The organism is Rhizorhabdus sp., from assembly GCF_018006725.1.
Lineage (GTDB): Bacteria > Pseudomonadota > Alphaproteobacteria > Sphingomonadales > Sphingomonadaceae > Rhizorhabdus.
The window spans coordinates 1-13,377 of sequence record NZ_JAGMXV010000134.1; the positions used below are offsets into that span (position 1 = coordinate 1).

16 protein-coding genes are annotated in these 13,377 nt (G+C 65.3%); 3 read left to right on the plus strand and 13 right to left on the minus strand.

The genetic code is table 11. From position 1 onward, the window contains the following. Nucleotides 1-95: 95 nt before the first annotated feature. Nucleotides 96-773 carry a glutathione S-transferase family protein gene (locus tag KAY22_RS17085; RefSeq protein ID WP_296624539.1) on the plus strand — a complete coding sequence of 226 codons (678 nt, stop codon included), beginning with the start codon at nucleotides 96-98 and terminating at the stop codon, nucleotides 771-773. Nucleotides 774-824: 51 nt separating this feature from the next. Here KAY22_RS17085 and nadS read toward each other — a convergent pair whose 3' ends face one another. The 12 genes from nadS to pgsA all read right to left on the minus strand — a co-directional run bounded on the left by nadS (nucleotide 825) and on the right by pgsA (nucleotide 10,136). After that, on the minus strand, nucleotides 825-1,112 hold the full coding sequence (gene nadS / locus KAY22_RS17090) for a NadS family protein (RefSeq protein ID WP_296624540.1): 288 nt from the start codon (nucleotides 1,110-1,112) through the stop codon (nucleotides 825-827). Next, on the minus strand, nucleotides 1,109-1,450 hold the full coding sequence (locus KAY22_RS17095; RefSeq protein WP_296624541.1) for a type II toxin-antitoxin system RelE/ParE family toxin: 342 nt from the start codon (nucleotides 1,448-1,450) through the stop codon (nucleotides 1,109-1,111). The genes nadS and KAY22_RS17095 overlap by 4 nt, the downstream gene beginning before the upstream one ends. 92 nt (nucleotides 1,451-1,542) lie before the next feature. Further along, nucleotides 1,543-2,880 (minus strand): aromatic ring-hydroxylating dioxygenase subunit alpha, encoded by a 1,338-nt coding sequence (locus KAY22_RS17100; RefSeq protein WP_296624542.1) that lies wholly within the window; start codon nucleotides 2,878-2,880, stop codon nucleotides 1,543-1,545. Between the two features lie 29 nt (nucleotides 2,881-2,909). Continuing rightward, nucleotides 2,910-3,671 carry an SDR family NAD(P)-dependent oxidoreductase gene (locus KAY22_RS17105; protein ID WP_296624543.1) on the minus strand — a complete coding sequence of 254 codons (762 nt, stop codon included), beginning with the start codon at nucleotides 3,669-3,671 and terminating at the stop codon, nucleotides 2,910-2,912. 27 nt (nucleotides 3,672-3,698) lie between these two features. Beyond that, nucleotides 3,699-4,211: a nuclear transport factor 2 family protein gene (locus KAY22_RS17110; RefSeq protein ID WP_296624544.1), complete on the minus strand. Its 513-nt coding sequence runs from the start codon at nucleotides 4,209-4,211 to the stop codon at nucleotides 3,699-3,701. A gap of 68 nt (nucleotides 4,212-4,279) precedes the next feature. Next, nucleotides 4,280-6,721 (minus strand): TonB-dependent receptor, encoded by a 2,442-nt coding sequence (locus tag KAY22_RS17115; RefSeq protein ID WP_296624545.1) that lies wholly within the window; start codon nucleotides 6,719-6,721, stop codon nucleotides 4,280-4,282. A gap of 182 nt (nucleotides 6,722-6,903) precedes the next feature. Next, a complete protein-coding gene (locus KAY22_RS17120; RefSeq protein WP_296624546.1) occupies nucleotides 6,904-7,587 on the minus strand; it encodes a TetR/AcrR family transcriptional regulator in 684 nt (227 codons plus the stop codon). A 58-nt stretch (nucleotides 7,588-7,645) separates the two neighbouring features. Next, nucleotides 7,646-8,344, minus strand: a complete 699-nt coding sequence (locus KAY22_RS17125; protein ID WP_296624547.1) for an anti-sigma factor — start codon at nucleotides 8,342-8,344, stop codon at nucleotides 7,646-7,648. Then, entirely contained in the window at nucleotides 8,337-8,864 is a 528-nt protein-coding gene (locus KAY22_RS17130) for a sigma-70 family RNA polymerase sigma factor (protein ID WP_296624548.1), read from the minus strand. The genes KAY22_RS17125 and KAY22_RS17130 overlap by 8 nt, the downstream gene beginning before the upstream one ends. Then, nucleotides 8,864-9,319 carry a molybdenum cofactor biosynthesis protein MoaE gene (locus tag KAY22_RS17135; RefSeq protein WP_296624549.1) on the minus strand — a complete coding sequence of 152 codons (456 nt, stop codon included), beginning with the start codon at nucleotides 9,317-9,319 and terminating at the stop codon, nucleotides 8,864-8,866. Before KAY22_RS17135 ends, KAY22_RS17130 begins: the two co-directional genes overlap by 1 nt. Beyond that, nucleotides 9,316-9,573 carry a MoaD/ThiS family protein gene (locus tag KAY22_RS17140; RefSeq protein ID WP_296624550.1) on the minus strand — a complete coding sequence of 86 codons (258 nt, stop codon included), beginning with the start codon at nucleotides 9,571-9,573 and terminating at the stop codon, nucleotides 9,316-9,318. Before KAY22_RS17140 ends, KAY22_RS17135 begins: the two co-directional genes overlap by 4 nt. Before the next feature lie 11 nt (nucleotides 9,574-9,584). Further along, nucleotides 9,585-10,136: a CDP-diacylglycerol--glycerol-3-phosphate 3-phosphatidyltransferase gene (gene pgsA, locus KAY22_RS17145; protein ID WP_296624551.1), complete on the minus strand. Its 552-nt coding sequence runs from the start codon at nucleotides 10,134-10,136 to the stop codon at nucleotides 9,585-9,587. A gap of 203 nt (nucleotides 10,137-10,339) precedes the next feature. Here pgsA and KAY22_RS17150 point away from each other — a divergent pair, with 203 nt between their 5' ends. Then, on the plus strand, nucleotides 10,340-11,605 hold the full coding sequence (locus KAY22_RS17150; RefSeq protein WP_296624552.1) for an MFS transporter: 1,266 nt from the start codon (nucleotides 10,340-10,342) through the stop codon (nucleotides 11,603-11,605). Between the two features lie 217 nt (nucleotides 11,606-11,822). Here the strand turns inward: KAY22_RS17150 and KAY22_RS17155 are convergent, their stop codons facing one another. Further along, nucleotides 11,823-12,290, minus strand: a complete 468-nt coding sequence (locus KAY22_RS17155; RefSeq protein ID WP_296624553.1) for a hypothetical protein — start codon at nucleotides 12,288-12,290, stop codon at nucleotides 11,823-11,825. Nucleotides 12,291-12,416: 126 nt separating this feature from the next. On the opposite strand from KAY22_RS17155, the gene dinB reads away from it, so the two are divergent. Then, a partial coding sequence (dinB, locus tag KAY22_RS17160) for a DNA polymerase IV (protein ID WP_296624554.1) occupies nucleotides 12,417-13,377 on the plus strand: 961 nt, incomplete at its 3' end.

The window sequence follows — 13,377 nt, forward strand, 5'->3', positions numbered from 1 at the left end:
GCCCTCGCCTGGCGCCGCGGCAGCCCGCGCGAGAAGGAGTTTCGCCTGCTGGCGGACGCGCTGCGGGGGGTGGAGTAGGGGTAGGGGAGGCCGCGATGTTCAAGCTCTTCATCGGGAACAAGAATTACTCGTCCTGGTCGCTGCGCCCCTGGATCCTGATGCGCCAGTTGGGGATCGCGTTCGAGGAAGTGCTCGTCCCGTTCGGAGAGGGCGCCTTCGACGCCTTCTCGCCGACGGGGAAGGTGCCCTGCCTGATCGATGGCACGTCGGTGATATGGGATTCGCTCGCCATCGCCGAATATCTTGCCGAGCAGAACCCCGCCGTCTGGCCTGCCGATCGCGAGGCACGCGCCTGGGCGCGTAGTGCGGCAGCAGAGATGCACTCCGGCTTTCCGGCCCTGCGCGAGGTCTGCACGACGAACTGCGGCATTCGCGTCCAGCTGAAAGAGCGCCCCTCTGCGCTCGACCGCGACATCGCGCGCGTCGCGAGCCTGTGGAGCGACGGCCTGTCCCGCTTCGGAGGCCCCTGGCTCGCCGGCCCCGCCTTCTCCGCCGTGGACGCCTTCTTCGCCCCGGTCGCCTTCCGCTTCCAGACCTATGGCATCGCGCTGGACGGCAGATGCGCCGGCTATGTCCGCCGCCTGCTCGAACTGCCGCATATGAAGGCGTGGTACGCGGCAGCGCTAGCCGAACCCTATCGTGACCTTCCTCATGAGGAAGAAGCCCTGCGGGCGGGGCTCATCGTTCAGGACCTTCGACATCGTGGTAAGTGAACGGGAGCGTGACGTCGATGTACCGTCGTTGCGACACATCATGGTGAATGCCTAGCGCAACAACTCGCTCACCAGCGACGGCCTCTTCGCGATCATCGCGAGCAATATCTGGGCGGGGCCGGTCGGGCGGCGTCGCCCATGCTCCCAGTTGAGCAGCGTACCTTTGGCGACGCCGATGCTGCGCGCGAAGGCGCTTTGCGACAGGCCCGTGCTGGCCCGGATCGCCGCGACGTCGACGACAGGGAGTGCGATCTGGTGGACATGTGCGCCAGCCTGTTTGCCTTGGGCAAACTCCAGTGCCTCGTTCAGGCCCTGCTTGATGCTCTCATAGGCACTCATCGTCGATCTCCATAGCTTGCCAGCAGCATCTTGCTCAGAGCTACCAGTTCGGCCTGTTCGGTTCTGCTCAGATTATCCTTCTCGTTCTTGGCAAACACCGTCACCAGGAACAGTGGGACATCCGTGCCACCGAATATGTAGATTGTCCGGTAGCCGCCGCTCTTTCCGCCACCCTCTCGCGCAATGCGAACCTTGCGCAGCCCACCGCCCAGCGACACCCCGGCTTCGGGGTTGGCTGCAACATAATCTACAATCGCGATCCGCTCTTCATCCGACATGATCGCTTTTGCCCGCCTTAGAAATTCAGGCAGTTCGACGACGGACTGAAGGACGGTCACGCGCCTTCTATATGCGTCAATGGCGCATAGGTCAATGACGCACCACGATCATCTCCCGTGACGTAAGCCGGTCCGCTTAAGCGCAAAACCCCTCAACGCCGTCCTTCGAGATAATCGTTGAGCACCTCGTGGAAGAAGCGGACCCGCGTTTCCTGGCCGGTCAGATAGGCGTCGCGATAGCCGCGTGAGTGCATGCCGCGCTGCATGCCTTCGGCCAGCATCATGTCCTGATAGACGATCTGCCCCTCGATCTCGGGCACGCCGCGGCCATTGTCGAAGTCGCGGACCTGCATCTCCGCTTCGCGCAGCGGCTGCGGGCCGGCCATGATCGATTCCACCTCGGTCTGGCCTTCGACCGGGAAGGCCATGCACCAGAGGTCGAAGGTGCATTTTCCCGGGTCTTCCGGATGGGGTTCGGTCCGGAAGAAGATCAGGTTGTCGGGCAGGAAGCTGATCGTGACGTTCGGAAAGATCACCGTATGCGGGCTGTCGGTAATCTCTTCGTCGTCCATATGCTCATAATGGACATAGCCGCGCTCGCGCCACAGCCGCTTCTTGGCGGCCTTCAGGTCGAGCCAGCCCTGCATCGCCTTGGTCTCATAATCGGGATAGGCGTCCGGATCGATGTCCCACTGCCGCAAAATGTAATCGAACGGATGCGGCACGCCCTCGGGCAAGCGGTCGCTGAGCGAGGGGCGCATCGGCTGCACGGTGCGGCCATGACCGTTGGGGTACATTTCGTGGCGGGCGGTGTCGACGTCCTGGTCGATCCACGGCGGCACCTGCGGGTGAGCGGTGCGGGTGTGGTAGCTCTCCGAGAAATTGTCGGTCGCGAACTTCCAGTTGGTGTTGAGGTTGATCTTCATCCAGAAGACGCGGACCGCCGTCTCCATCGGGTAATTTTTGTAGAGCTCGGGAATGGGCGCGAGATAGTCGAGCAGCGCGGGCGCCTCGTCGTCCATCGTGTACCAGACGAAGCCGCCCCATGTGTCGCAGCGCAGCTCGCGCAGGCGCAGCTTGCCGCAGGGGTTGCCCTGCGGGAAGTCATGCGCGTCCTGGGCATGTTCGAGCAGCCCGTCCTTGCCCCATTTCCAGCCATGATAGGGGCAGTGAAAGGCCTCGGTGCTCGAACTCGCATCGGTCAGCCGCATGCCGCGATGCCCGCAGGCATTGTAGAAGGCGCGGATCGAGCCGTCGTCCTGCCGGATGCAGATGACGCTCTCGTGCCGGAAGTCGTGCACGACATAGTCGCCCGGCTCCTCCAGTTCCGCGGTGCGTCCGGCGACGTGCCAGATGCGCGTCCACAGATGCTCCCATTCGCGCTCCATGAAGTCGCGGCTGGTGTAGCGGTCCCCGGTGATCGGATCGCCGCGCAGATTGGCAGGATCGCGACCGTCGATGGTCAGGGGATGGAGATCGGGCTGGCCCATGGCGGCACTCCTTCAAACGGTCGGATGCATCACTGCGCGGTCAGGCCGCCGTCGACGGTGAACTCGCCGCCGGTGACATATTTGGCGGCATCGGAGGCGAGGAAGGCGATCATCGCGGCGATGTCGTCGGGTTCGCCCATGCGGCCCATCGGGATCGCGGCATTGATCGCGTCATATTGGTCCGGATTGTCCTTGATCGCGACCTGCTGCATGTCGGTCCAGATCACGCCGGGCTGGACCGAATTGACGCGGATATTCTCCTTGGCGCATTCCATCGCGATCGCCTTGGTCATGATGCGGACGCCGCCCTTGGACGCGGCATAGGCGGCGGCACCCGGAATGCCGACGAGGCCCGCGACCGAGGACAGGTTGACGATCGACCCGCCCGTGCCCTGCACGCGCATCTGCTTCAGCGCGGCGCGGCAGCCGAGATAGACGCTGCTCAGATTGACGTCGATCTGGCGCTGCCAGTCGCTCGGCTCCAGCGCATCCATCCATTTGAGCACGGCGATGCCGGCATTGTTGACGAGGATGTCGAGCCCGCCGAAGCGCTCGACCGTCGCCGCGACGACCGCGTCCCAGCCGGCGGCGTCGGTCACGTCCTGCGGCAGGGCGGCCACCTCATGACCCTCGGCGCGCAATTCCTCGGCGCGCGCGGCGACCGCGTCGGCGGCGATGTCGGTGATCATGACCCTGGCGCCGGCCCGCGCCATCATTCGCGCAGTCGCGAAGCCAAGGCCCATTTCGGAAGCGGCGCCGGTGATCAGGGCGGTCTTGCCTTGCAACGTCATACTATGAAGATCCTTGATGAGATGAGGTCAGGCGGTGCGGAGCCAGTCGCGCTGGGACGAGCGATCCTCGGCCCCGCGTGCGCCCATGAGAATGCCGGTCAGGTCGGCGAGGAAGCCGTCGGCGGCGGGGTGCATCCGGCCCCAGTCGACCAGTTCGGTGCGGTGCGCGAATTTCCATACGCCGTCGCGCCGCTCGTAGCGGTCGACATAGCGGCCGGCGATGATCATGTCGCGATCCTGCCCGTCGATCTCGACCCGGTGGAAGGCGAAATAATAGACCTCGCCGAAACCGATATCGCCCTCGACCTCGATCAGCGACTGACCGATCAGATGCTGGTTGGCCTTGTGACCCTTGAGCAGGTCCTGCGCGAAGGCGACGAAGTCGTGGCCCGATCCCTTGAAGATGCCATAGTCGGTGGTCGCGTCCGGCCAGAAACAGTCGTGCTGCATCTGCGCGTCCAGCCGGTCCTGCCCGCGCATATAGCGTGATTGCAGGTCCCGTATCGCATCCTTGGCGATGAGCAGTTCCAGAGCATCCATGCCTCGTCCTTTCGAAGAAAAAGGTACCGGCCGCCGCTTTGGGTGGCGGCCGGTACCAGGGAGGAGCTTCAGAAGCGCGCGGTCAACTGCAATTGCACCGTTCGGGGAAGCGAGACGAAGCCGATCTGGTCGGCCGGGGTCGCCACATTGGTACCCGTCCCCACGCCGGTATTGGGCGCGTCGACCACGCCGCCGACGATGAAGCGGTTGGTCAGGTTCTTGCCGATCAGCGCGATTTCGTAGCGGCTGTCGTCGAACTTGACGCGGACGGTGCCGTCCATCGTCAGGTAGCGTGGCTGACGCGACAGCGGATGGGCAAAGCTGGAGGCGAGATAGGAGCTGGAATAGCGCGTATCGACCGACAGGCCGAGGACGGCATTGCCCGACAGCGCCGTGTCGTAGCTGGCGCCGAGCGATCCGGTCCATTTCGGGGCGACCGCAGTAGGCTTGCCCGACAGGTCCTGGCCGAGGGCACCCTGGAAGCTGGTGTCGCAGCCGGCCGCGATCGACTGACCACCATAGCAGGGCGCGATATAGCTGCCGTAGCGCGCGCGGTTATAGTTGAGCGAGCCGTGCAGTTCGAAACCGGTCAAGGCGCGCGGCGCATATTGGAATTCGAGCTCGACGCCCCTGGTCCGCGCCGAACCGGCATTGGTGGTGATGAAGGCGAAGGTCGCCGAGTTGAAATAGTCGACCTGCAGATCGAGATATTTATAGCTGTAGAGGCCCAGGTTCAGGCGCAGCTGGCGATCGAATAGCGTCGTCTTGACCCCGCCCTCGAAGCCGCGGGCGCGCTCCGGGTTGAAGGCGACGTCGCTGGGGATGGTGGTGCCGCTGACGAAGCCGCTGTTGGAGAAGCCGCCCGACTTATAGGCGGTCTTGTAGGCACCATAGACGGTGATGTCGCGGGTCGGCTGCCAGGTCAGCGTCGCTTCGGGCGACCAGTTGTTGAAGGTCTGGTCGCCGAAGATGGTGCTGTTCTGCAGGAAGATGCCCTGGATCGCGGCGTTGACATAGGGCTGGACCAGGAAGCTGTCCTTGGTTTCGTGCGTGTAGCGGACGCCGGTCGCGAATTCGAGCGTCGGCACGATCTTCCACGACACCTGACCATAAGCCGACAGCGTCTCTCCCTCAGTTTCAGAGCGCTTCAGATAGGCGAGGTAGCGCAGGTTTGCGGGCTGCGAACTGTCCTCGATATTGGCGAAGGCGCCGGTCTGCGTATGGTCGCGCTTGGTCGACTGATAATAGGCGCCGGCGAGCAGGTTGACCGGCCCGTCGAAGCTGGTCTGTGCGCGGAATTCGGACGAGAAGGCGTGATATTTCGACTTCTCCGACGAGGGCGCGGCCGCGAGGTTCGACGAGACGAAGGTGCAGTCGCACGACCAGCGATTGTTGTTCTCGTTGTAGTTGTTGATCCAGGTGAGGGTCAGCCCGTCGAGGGCATATTCGGCGGTGCCGGTGACCGCCCAGCTGCGATAGCGGTTGTACAGCGCGCCGTCCTTGCGGCTGAACGGCTGGTTGCCGGCGATGTCGACCGGGATGTTGTTCTGGTAGACGTTGAACTTGCGCTCGCACTTCACATTGGGGTTGAGCGCATAGGTGCCGGCCGCGCAGGCGAAGGGCACATAGTTCCAGCTGTTGTTATCGGTGTCGTTCGACGACAGATTGGCCTTCAGCGTCATCGTCAGCCGGTCGACCGGCTCCCATTTCAGCGTCACGCGGCCGAGCAACTCCTGCTCGCCCGGATTGTCGCGGGTCGAGGCGCGGGCCGGGTGCGGCGTGGTGACGCCGGTTGCGATGTCGAAGGTGTTGTAGGTCTTGTCGGTGCCGCGATTCCTGAAATAGCCGCCGAACATGTTCGACGCGCGCAGCGCGACGCGGATGCCGAGCGTGTCGGTCAGCGGTCCCGAGGCCATCGCCTCGCCGACCAGATTCTTGCCCCGGAATTCATAGCCCAGCCGGCCCATAAACTCGGGCTTGGAGGTCGGATCGGCCGAACGGATCGCGATCACGCCGGCGGTCGCGTTCTTGCCGAAGAACAGTGCCTGCGGGCCCTTGAGCATTTCGACGCCTGCCAGGTCCAGGAAGCCCTCGTTGATCACGCGGCCCTGCCCATAATAGACGCCGTCGAGCACGACCGCGACCGACTGCTCGATGCCGATCGAGGTCGAGGAGGAGCCGATACCGCGCAGCGTCAGCTGGGCGCCCGAACCGTTGGACGAGCGGCCGATGGTGAATTGCGGCGTCTGGGTGGAGATCTTCTCCAGGCTCGTCATGTCATATTTCTGGATTTGCGCGGCCGACAGCGCGGTGACCGACACGGGCACGTCCTGCAGGCTCTCCTCGCGTCGGCGCGCGGTGACGACGATTTCGGTGAGGCCGCCTTGTTCGGCTGCCTCGGGGGCTTCCGCCTGCTGGGCGGCGGCAGGCGTCGCGACCAGGGGCAGCAGGATGGCGCTGCCAAGCAGCATGGTGCGCAGGATGGTGCCGAAGCGGGTGTTCACAGGCATGTCGTCTCTCCCAAGACCCTATGTTTTTCTGTCCGGGACACGTTGTGAGGCGCGCCGATCCTGTCGATCGGCTGTCGAAACCAGGCATCCTCTCGCGGCGTCGGCATGTGCTTTCGCGGACGAGGCAAAGGAAACACGCCCCTCGGGGCGCGTCAATTTAATTTACAGCGGACTGTAAAAAGTCACAGGTGAGCCGGCTCGACGCTGAGGCGGCCGCCAGCCAGCTTTTTCCGGGCGCTTTGCAGCAGGGCCCCGAGCGGCTCCTGACGGCCGGCAGGCACATAGGGCAGCAGCGTCTCGACGATGCGGGTGGAGATATAGGGCTCCAGTTCGGCGTCGCTGAGTTCGTCCTTCGACCAGAACAGGACTGCTGCGGTTACGCCGAGGCGGATCAGGCGGATCAGCAGAGCATGCGGGTAGGCCGGGTCCAGATCGCCGGCCTCTGCCATCTGCTCCAGTGCGAGTGCGACCCGCCCCTCATAGACCGACTCCAGGCCGACCAGATCCGAATGTTCGAGCAGCACGGTCGCCAGCGCGCGCGCCATTGGCGGGTCCGCCAGGGTCAGTTCGGCCGCCATGCGGGCGAAGGTGCGGAGCATCGGCCAGCCGCCTTCAGGCGCGGCCTCGACCGCCGCCTCGAACAGCTTCGCGCTGCGTTCCCGCGCGGCGGTCGCGATCAGGCGGTTCTTGCTGCCATAGACATTGTAGAGCGTCTTTTCGGTCGTACCGCTTTCGGCCGCGATCGTCCGCATCGAAACCCCGTCATGGCCGTGCAGGCCGGTCAGCCGGCAGGCGACGTCGAGGATGCGTTCATGCCGCGCCGCCTTGCGCGGCGTCAGCTTGGCGGTTCTGGAGAGCCCGGACATGGCATGAGCCATGGCGGCTAATCCCCGGCTTGCCAAGCCGCCGCCAATACTTGGGCGATCAGCTCCGGGTCGGCAGGCGCACCATCTGGCCCGAATAGACCACCGGGCCGGTCGGCAGGCCGGTCGGCGATCCACCCTTGGGCTCTACCGACACCGCGATCGTCATGTCCTGCGCAGTATCGAGGCGGAGCTTTTCGAGCGCGGGGCTGCCGTCGTCGGGCATCAGCCCGATCGACTTGGGCGCGGCCTTCCCGGCGATCACCCACAATTCCATGCTGTGACCGGGCTTGTCGGCGACATTGACCGGAGTGACCTGCAATTGGCCCGACACTTGGTCATAGGTGACGAGCAGGGCCGGGGTGCCGCCCTTCTCACTGAGCGCCGCGACCGACTGGACCCGCGCTGCGCCACGTTCGGCGACCTGCGTCGCGGGGGGGGGCGGCGGCGCGGGCGGCCGCAATGCCATGCCGATGCTCCCGATCGCGACGAGAACAGCGGCTGCGGTCGCCATCTGCCAGCGGCGCACGGTGCCGTTGTCGTTGGCCGGCGGTCCGGCCGCCACCCGCGCCCAGACGCTCGCCGGCGGTTCGACCGCCTCGACCGTCAGCAGCAGCGGGGCGAGCCGGTCCTGCCACGCCGCGACTGCCGCTACGGCGGCGGGGTCGGTCAGGAGCCTGCGCTGGAAGGCGCGCCGTTCCTCGGCGTCGAGCGTGCCCAGCACATATTCGCCGGCGATCGGATCGATATCCTCAGCCATCGAGGCACCCCCGCAGCCGGGCGAGACCGCGATGCAGCCAGCTCTTGATCGTTCCGGTCGGATGGCCGAGCCGTTCGGCGAGCTCCTCGCGGCTCTCTCCATTGAGATAGGCAGCCAGGATCAGCGCGCGCTGCTCGCTGTCGAGGCGCTCCAGGCAGACGCGGAGCGCCGCCAGCTGTTCGGCCGACACGGCGCTGTCGGTCAGCGAGTCGAAGTCGAAATCCTCGTCGCGCTGCCGGCCCGCCGGGCGCTCGCGGCGACGCAGGTCGATCGCGACGTTGCGCGCGATCGTCGCCGCCCAGGTGATCGGGCTGCCGCGCTGGGCATCGAACCCCGCAGCGTTGCGCCAGATCTTCGCATAGGCATCCTGCATCGCGTCTTCCGCCACCGACCGTTCGGGCAAGATACGCAGGATGACTCCGAAAAGTTTTGCCGAGGTGCGCTGGTAGAAGCGCGCAAAGGCCTCACGGTCCCCATTGGCTATGGCCATCAGCAGGTCGGGCAGGTCTTCAGCGGCCATCAGCGTCGCTCCCAGCGGGCGGCGGCATCGTCGTCCTCCTTGCGTGCCTCGACCCAGCGGGCCGAGCCATCGTCGAAATGCTCCTTCTTCCAGAAGGGCGCCCGCGTCTTCAGCCAGTCGATCAGGAATGCCGTGGCTTCCAGCGACGCTGCCCGATGTGGCGAGGCGGCGGCGACCAGGACGATGCGCTCGCCCGGCGCCAGCCGGCCATGGCGGTGGATCGCGGTCACGCCCAGCAGCGGCCAGCGCGCGCAGGCGTCCTCGGCGATGCGCGTCATCATCGCGCGCGTGATGGCCGGATGATGTTCGAGTTCGAGCGCGACAAGCCCATCGCCGCCGCGTACCACCCCGGTGAAGCTGGCGACCCCGCCGCCGCCGAGCGCTTCGAGCCGGGCGAGTTCGGCGCCTGCGTCGAAATCCTCGGCCCGGACGTCGATATGCAGGCGGGCGCTCATCCGCCTGTGACCGGTGGAAAGAGCGCGATCTCTCGCGCGCCCGAGATCGGCTGGTCAGGCTCGGCAAAGCGGTCGCCGATGGCGGCTCGAATGCGGGAGGGCTCGGCGAAGGCTTCGGCATAGCCGCCGCCGCGCGATGCCAGCCAGCCGACGAGGTCGGCGATGCTGATAACCTCGGATGGCGGCGAGACGCTTTCGGCGCTGCGTCCGATCGCTTCGCGAACCCGCGCGAAGTAGAGGAGATCGATCGCCATCCTGTCGCGTCTCAGTCCATGTGCCTGATGCCGACCCGGAGATAATCCCAGCCGGTCAGCAGGGTGAGGACGGCGGCGGCCCACAGGCAGAAAAGGCCGGTCGTCTCGATCCACGCCCAGGCGGGCAGGGCGTTGCCGAGGATGATCGCGCCGAGCGAGATCAACTGAAAGGTCGTCTTCCACTTGGCGAGCTGGCTGACCGGGACCGACACCTGTACCCCCGCGAGAAATTCGCGCAGGCCCGACACGGCGATCTCGCGCAGCAGGATGACCAGCGCCGCGATGGTAGCATAGCCGGATACGTCGCGGTTCAGCACCAGCATCAGGATCACCGCCGCGACCATGATCTTGTCGGCGATCGGATCCAGAAAGACGCCCAGCTTGGAGACGGTTCCCTGCGCCCGCGCCAGATAGCCGTCGAAATAATCGGTTATGGCCATGAGCGAATAGAGGCCGAAGGCGACGCCATATTCCAGATGGCTCGGATCCGGCCACAGGAGAAAGACCAGGATCGGCACGGCAAGGATGCGCGACAGCGTCAATATGTTCGGCAGGGTCAGCATGCGTCTCATGCTCTAGCGCGGATGTGCGGCGGACATAAGCCCCCCCGCGCGCATGGACGGAAAGCGTAACACTCTGGGAAGGAAGGGGCGTCATATATCGTACATGGGTAGACGTTATCGGCTTGGCCCTTCCTGCCCCGCTCGGCTAAGGGAGGGCGACCGAGAGATGCCCGTAAACGAAATATAAGGCGCAGTATCCCCGCATGACCCCGACCTTCCGGCTTCTGGCCAAACGGCGGTTCCTGCCGTTGTTCGTCACGCAGTTCCTCGGTGCGTTCAACGACAACCTCTTCCGCACCGCGATGATCATGCTGGTCATCTACAAGATCTACAACGATCCGGCGCGCGAAGCCGCCTTCTCCGCCGTCGCCGGGGGGCTGTTCATCCTGCCCTTCTTCCTGTTTTCGGCCATGGCGGGCCAACTGGCCGACAGCCATGACAAGGCGCGGATCATCCGGATCGTCAAGACCGCCGAAATCGCGATCATGGTGGTCGGCGCTGCCGGCTTGATCCTCCAGAATGTACCGATGATGCTGGTCGCGCTGCTCTCCATGGGCGCGCACTCGACCTTCTTCGGTCCGATCAAATATGCGATCCTGCCACAGCATCTGGAGGATGATCAGGTGCTTCCCGGCACAGGACTGGTCGAAGCCGGAACCTATATCGCGATCCTGGCGGGGACGATCACCGGCGGGATCATCGCATCCGAACATGCGGCTATCGGCGTGCTGCTGGTCGCCGCGCTCGGCTGGTTCGCCGGCCGCCAGGTTCCCACAGCACCACCGATGACCAGCGACGCCCGCGTCGATTTCCATGTCGTCCGCTCGTCGATCCGGCTGGTTTCGGACACGATGCACGTCCGCCGGCTGTTCCTGGCGATCCTCGCGATCAGCTTCTTCTGGGCGCAGGGTACGATCCTGGCCGCGCAGTTCCCACCGTTGGTCAAGAACGTCCTCGGCGCCAAGCAGGACGTGGCGACGATGTTCCTCGGTATCTTCTCGGTGGGCGTCGCGATCGGCTCGATCGCGATCAACCGCATCTTGAAGGGCGCGGTGTCGGCGCGCTGCTCTCCGCTCGCGGCTCTGGTGATGGGCGCGTTCGTCTGCGATCTCTGGTGGACCTCGCACCACTGGCCAGACCCGCAGGGAGCCCTGCGCGGGCTGAGCGATTTCATGGCGATGCCCAATGCCGAACGGGTACTGCTGGATCTGCTGGGCGTGGCAGTCGCCGGTGGCATCTTCGTCGTGCCGCTCTACGCCTTCCTCACCACGACGGTTGCCAAGGCGCAGACGGCGCGCACGGTGGCCGCCAACAACATCGTCAATTCGGGTGCGATGGTGACCGCTACGCTTTTGCTGGCAGGACTCGTGCACGTCGGCGTGTCCGTGGCCGAGACCCTGCTGATGGTCGCAGTCGGGAGCGTGGGGGCCTCGTTCCTTGCATGGCGCCTGCACAAGGCTTGCGACTGACGTCGCGGGTCAGGGCACAGTTCAGGGAATGAGAGCGCCGAACGCTACCAGCCCGCAGAGATAAGCGAGCAGGAACAGGCGCAGATCATAGCGCCATCGTTGCTCGGTCGGGTCGAACTTCATAGGTCGCACATGCAATGCGGGCGACAAGGCCGTGAAGCCCTGCCGCCCGCATCAGGCGTCCGTCCTGTCCCGCGATAGGACAGACGATCCTCTATCAGTGCATCGCCGAGGCGGTGTCGGCACCGTTGCCGGTCGACGCTTCGGCGCGTTGACGCAGCTTGCCGATATTGTCGCGGGCTTCGTCGATGCGATCATGCGCCTTGCGCGACAGGTCGTCGGTGGCCTTGCGCAGCTTGTCGGTGCCGTCGTTGATGACTTCGCGAACACGGTCGCGGTTCATGAACAGGGCGACGCCCGCTGCGACCAGACCGGCGATCACGCCGGCGGCGATCGACAGGCTCGTGCGGTCGGTCGGCACCTTCTTCGCGGCGCGGCTGGCGCGGGTGCGAACCGAGCGCACCACCTTCTGCGCCTCGCGGCTCAGGCTCTCGGCCTGCGTCGGCTGAGCCGTCTTGGCTGCGGCGCGCTTGCGGGCGGTCGTCGCCGTCTTCGTGCCGTTATTCTTCGCTGCCGACCGGGTGCCGGTCGAACGCGTACGCGTGCTGGTCGTCCTGGTAGCCATTGTTCATCTCCATATATTTCGGCGGTTAAAACGTCCGGAGACAGGGAGAGTTCCTGACAAGGCCCGGCTGAACCCCGCCTGTCCGCTCTGGTACAAGCCGCAGCCCTTCTGTATTTGCTTTGTTCCATGGATGGGCCAGCGCCGACCAGTTTCGAACCGGATGCACCCGTCGAGGGGGGGCGCAAGATCATCCATATCGACATGGACGCCTTCTACGCCTCGGTCGAGCAGCGCGACGATCCGTCGCTGCGGGGCAAGCCGGTTGCGGTCGGCGGAACACGCGAACGCGGCGTGGTTGCCGCTGCCAGTTACGAGGCACGGCGTTTCGGCGTCAGGTCGGCCATGGCGTCCGGGCTGGCGCGGCGGCTATGCCCCGACCTCCTCTTCGTCCGTCCGCGGTTCGAAGTCTATCGGGAGGTCTCGCGCCAGATTCACGAGATCTTCGCCGAGTTCACCGACCTGATCGAGCCGCTGTCGCTGGACGAAGCCTATCTGGACGTGACGAGCAATCATCAGGGCGCAGCCACCGCGACCGACGTCGCCCGGCTGATCCGCTCCCGGATCAAGGCCGAGACGGGCCTGACAGCGTCGGCCGGTGTCTCCTACAACAAGTTCATCGCCAAGCTTGCGTCCGACCATAACAAGCCCGATGGCCTGTGCGTGGTTCGCCCGGATCAGGGATTGGCCTTCATCGCGCCCTTGTCCGTCGGTCGCTTTCACGGGGTGGGGCCCGTTACCGCAGCCCGCATGGAAAAGCTCGGTATTCATACGGGCGCGGATCTCCGCCGGTGCAGCCGCGAATTTCTGGCCCAGCAATTCGGCAAGTCGGGTGACTATTTCTATCTCGCGGCTCGCGCGATCGACCATCGCCCGGTTCGCCCCGACCGGGTGCGCAAGTCGATCGGGTCGGAGAACACTTTCTTCCACGATCTCTTCTCGCATGACGATCTCGCGGCGGCGATGCGCGAATCGAGCGAGACCGTCGCGCGCCATGCCGCGCGGACCGGCAAGGCGGGCCGGACCGTGTCGATCAAGCTGCGCTACGCCGATTTTCGCACGCTGACCCGCGCCCGGACGCTGCCCGCAC

Excerpts from the sequence above, each read along its gene's own strand:
- KAY22_RS17120 (WP_296624546.1), bottom strand. The coding sequence starts at position 7,587 with ATGTCCGGGCTCTCCAGAACCGCCAAGCTGACGCCGCGCAAGGCGGCG.
- KAY22_RS17115 (WP_296624545.1), bottom strand. The coding sequence starts at position 6,721 with ATGCCTGTGAACACCCGCTTCGGCACCATCCTGCGCACCATGCTGCTT.
- KAY22_RS17110 (WP_296624544.1), bottom strand. The coding sequence starts at position 4,211 with ATGGATGCTCTGGAACTGCTCATCGCCAAGGATGCGATACGGGACCTG.
- KAY22_RS17150 (WP_296624552.1), top strand. The coding sequence starts at position 10,340 with ATGACCCCGACCTTCCGGCTTCTGGCCAAACGGCGGTTCCTGCCGTTG.
- KAY22_RS17130 (WP_296624548.1), bottom strand. The coding sequence starts at position 8,864 with ATGGCCGCTGAAGACCTGCCCGACCTGCTGATGGCCATAGCCAATGGG.
- nadS (WP_296624540.1), bottom strand. The coding sequence starts at position 1,112 with ATGAGTGCCTATGAGAGCATCAAGCAGGGCCTGAACGAGGCACTGGAG.
- KAY22_RS17135 (WP_296624549.1), bottom strand. The coding sequence starts at position 9,319 with ATGAGCGCCCGCCTGCATATCGACGTCCGGGCCGAGGATTTCGACGCA.
- KAY22_RS17155 (WP_296624553.1), bottom strand. The coding sequence starts at position 12,290 with ATGGCTACCAGGACGACCAGCACGCGTACGCGTTCGACCGGCACCCGG.
- pgsA (WP_296624551.1), bottom strand. The coding sequence starts at position 10,136 with ATGCTGACCCTGCCGAACATATTGACGCTGTCGCGCATCCTTGCCGTG.
- KAY22_RS17100 (WP_296624542.1), bottom strand. The coding sequence starts at position 2,880 with ATGGGCCAGCCCGATCTCCATCCCCTGACCATCGACGGTCGCGATCCT.
- KAY22_RS17140 (WP_296624550.1), bottom strand. The coding sequence starts at position 9,573 with ATGGCGATCGATCTCCTCTACTTCGCGCGGGTTCGCGAAGCGATCGGA.
- KAY22_RS17105 (WP_296624543.1), bottom strand. The coding sequence starts at position 3,671 with ATGACGTTGCAAGGCAAGACCGCCCTGATCACCGGCGCCGCTTCCGAA.
- KAY22_RS17085 (WP_296624539.1), top strand. The coding sequence starts at position 96 with ATGTTCAAGCTCTTCATCGGGAACAAGAATTACTCGTCCTGGTCGCTG.
- KAY22_RS17125 (WP_296624547.1), bottom strand. The coding sequence starts at position 8,344 with ATGGCTGAGGATATCGATCCGATCGCCGGCGAATATGTGCTGGGCACG.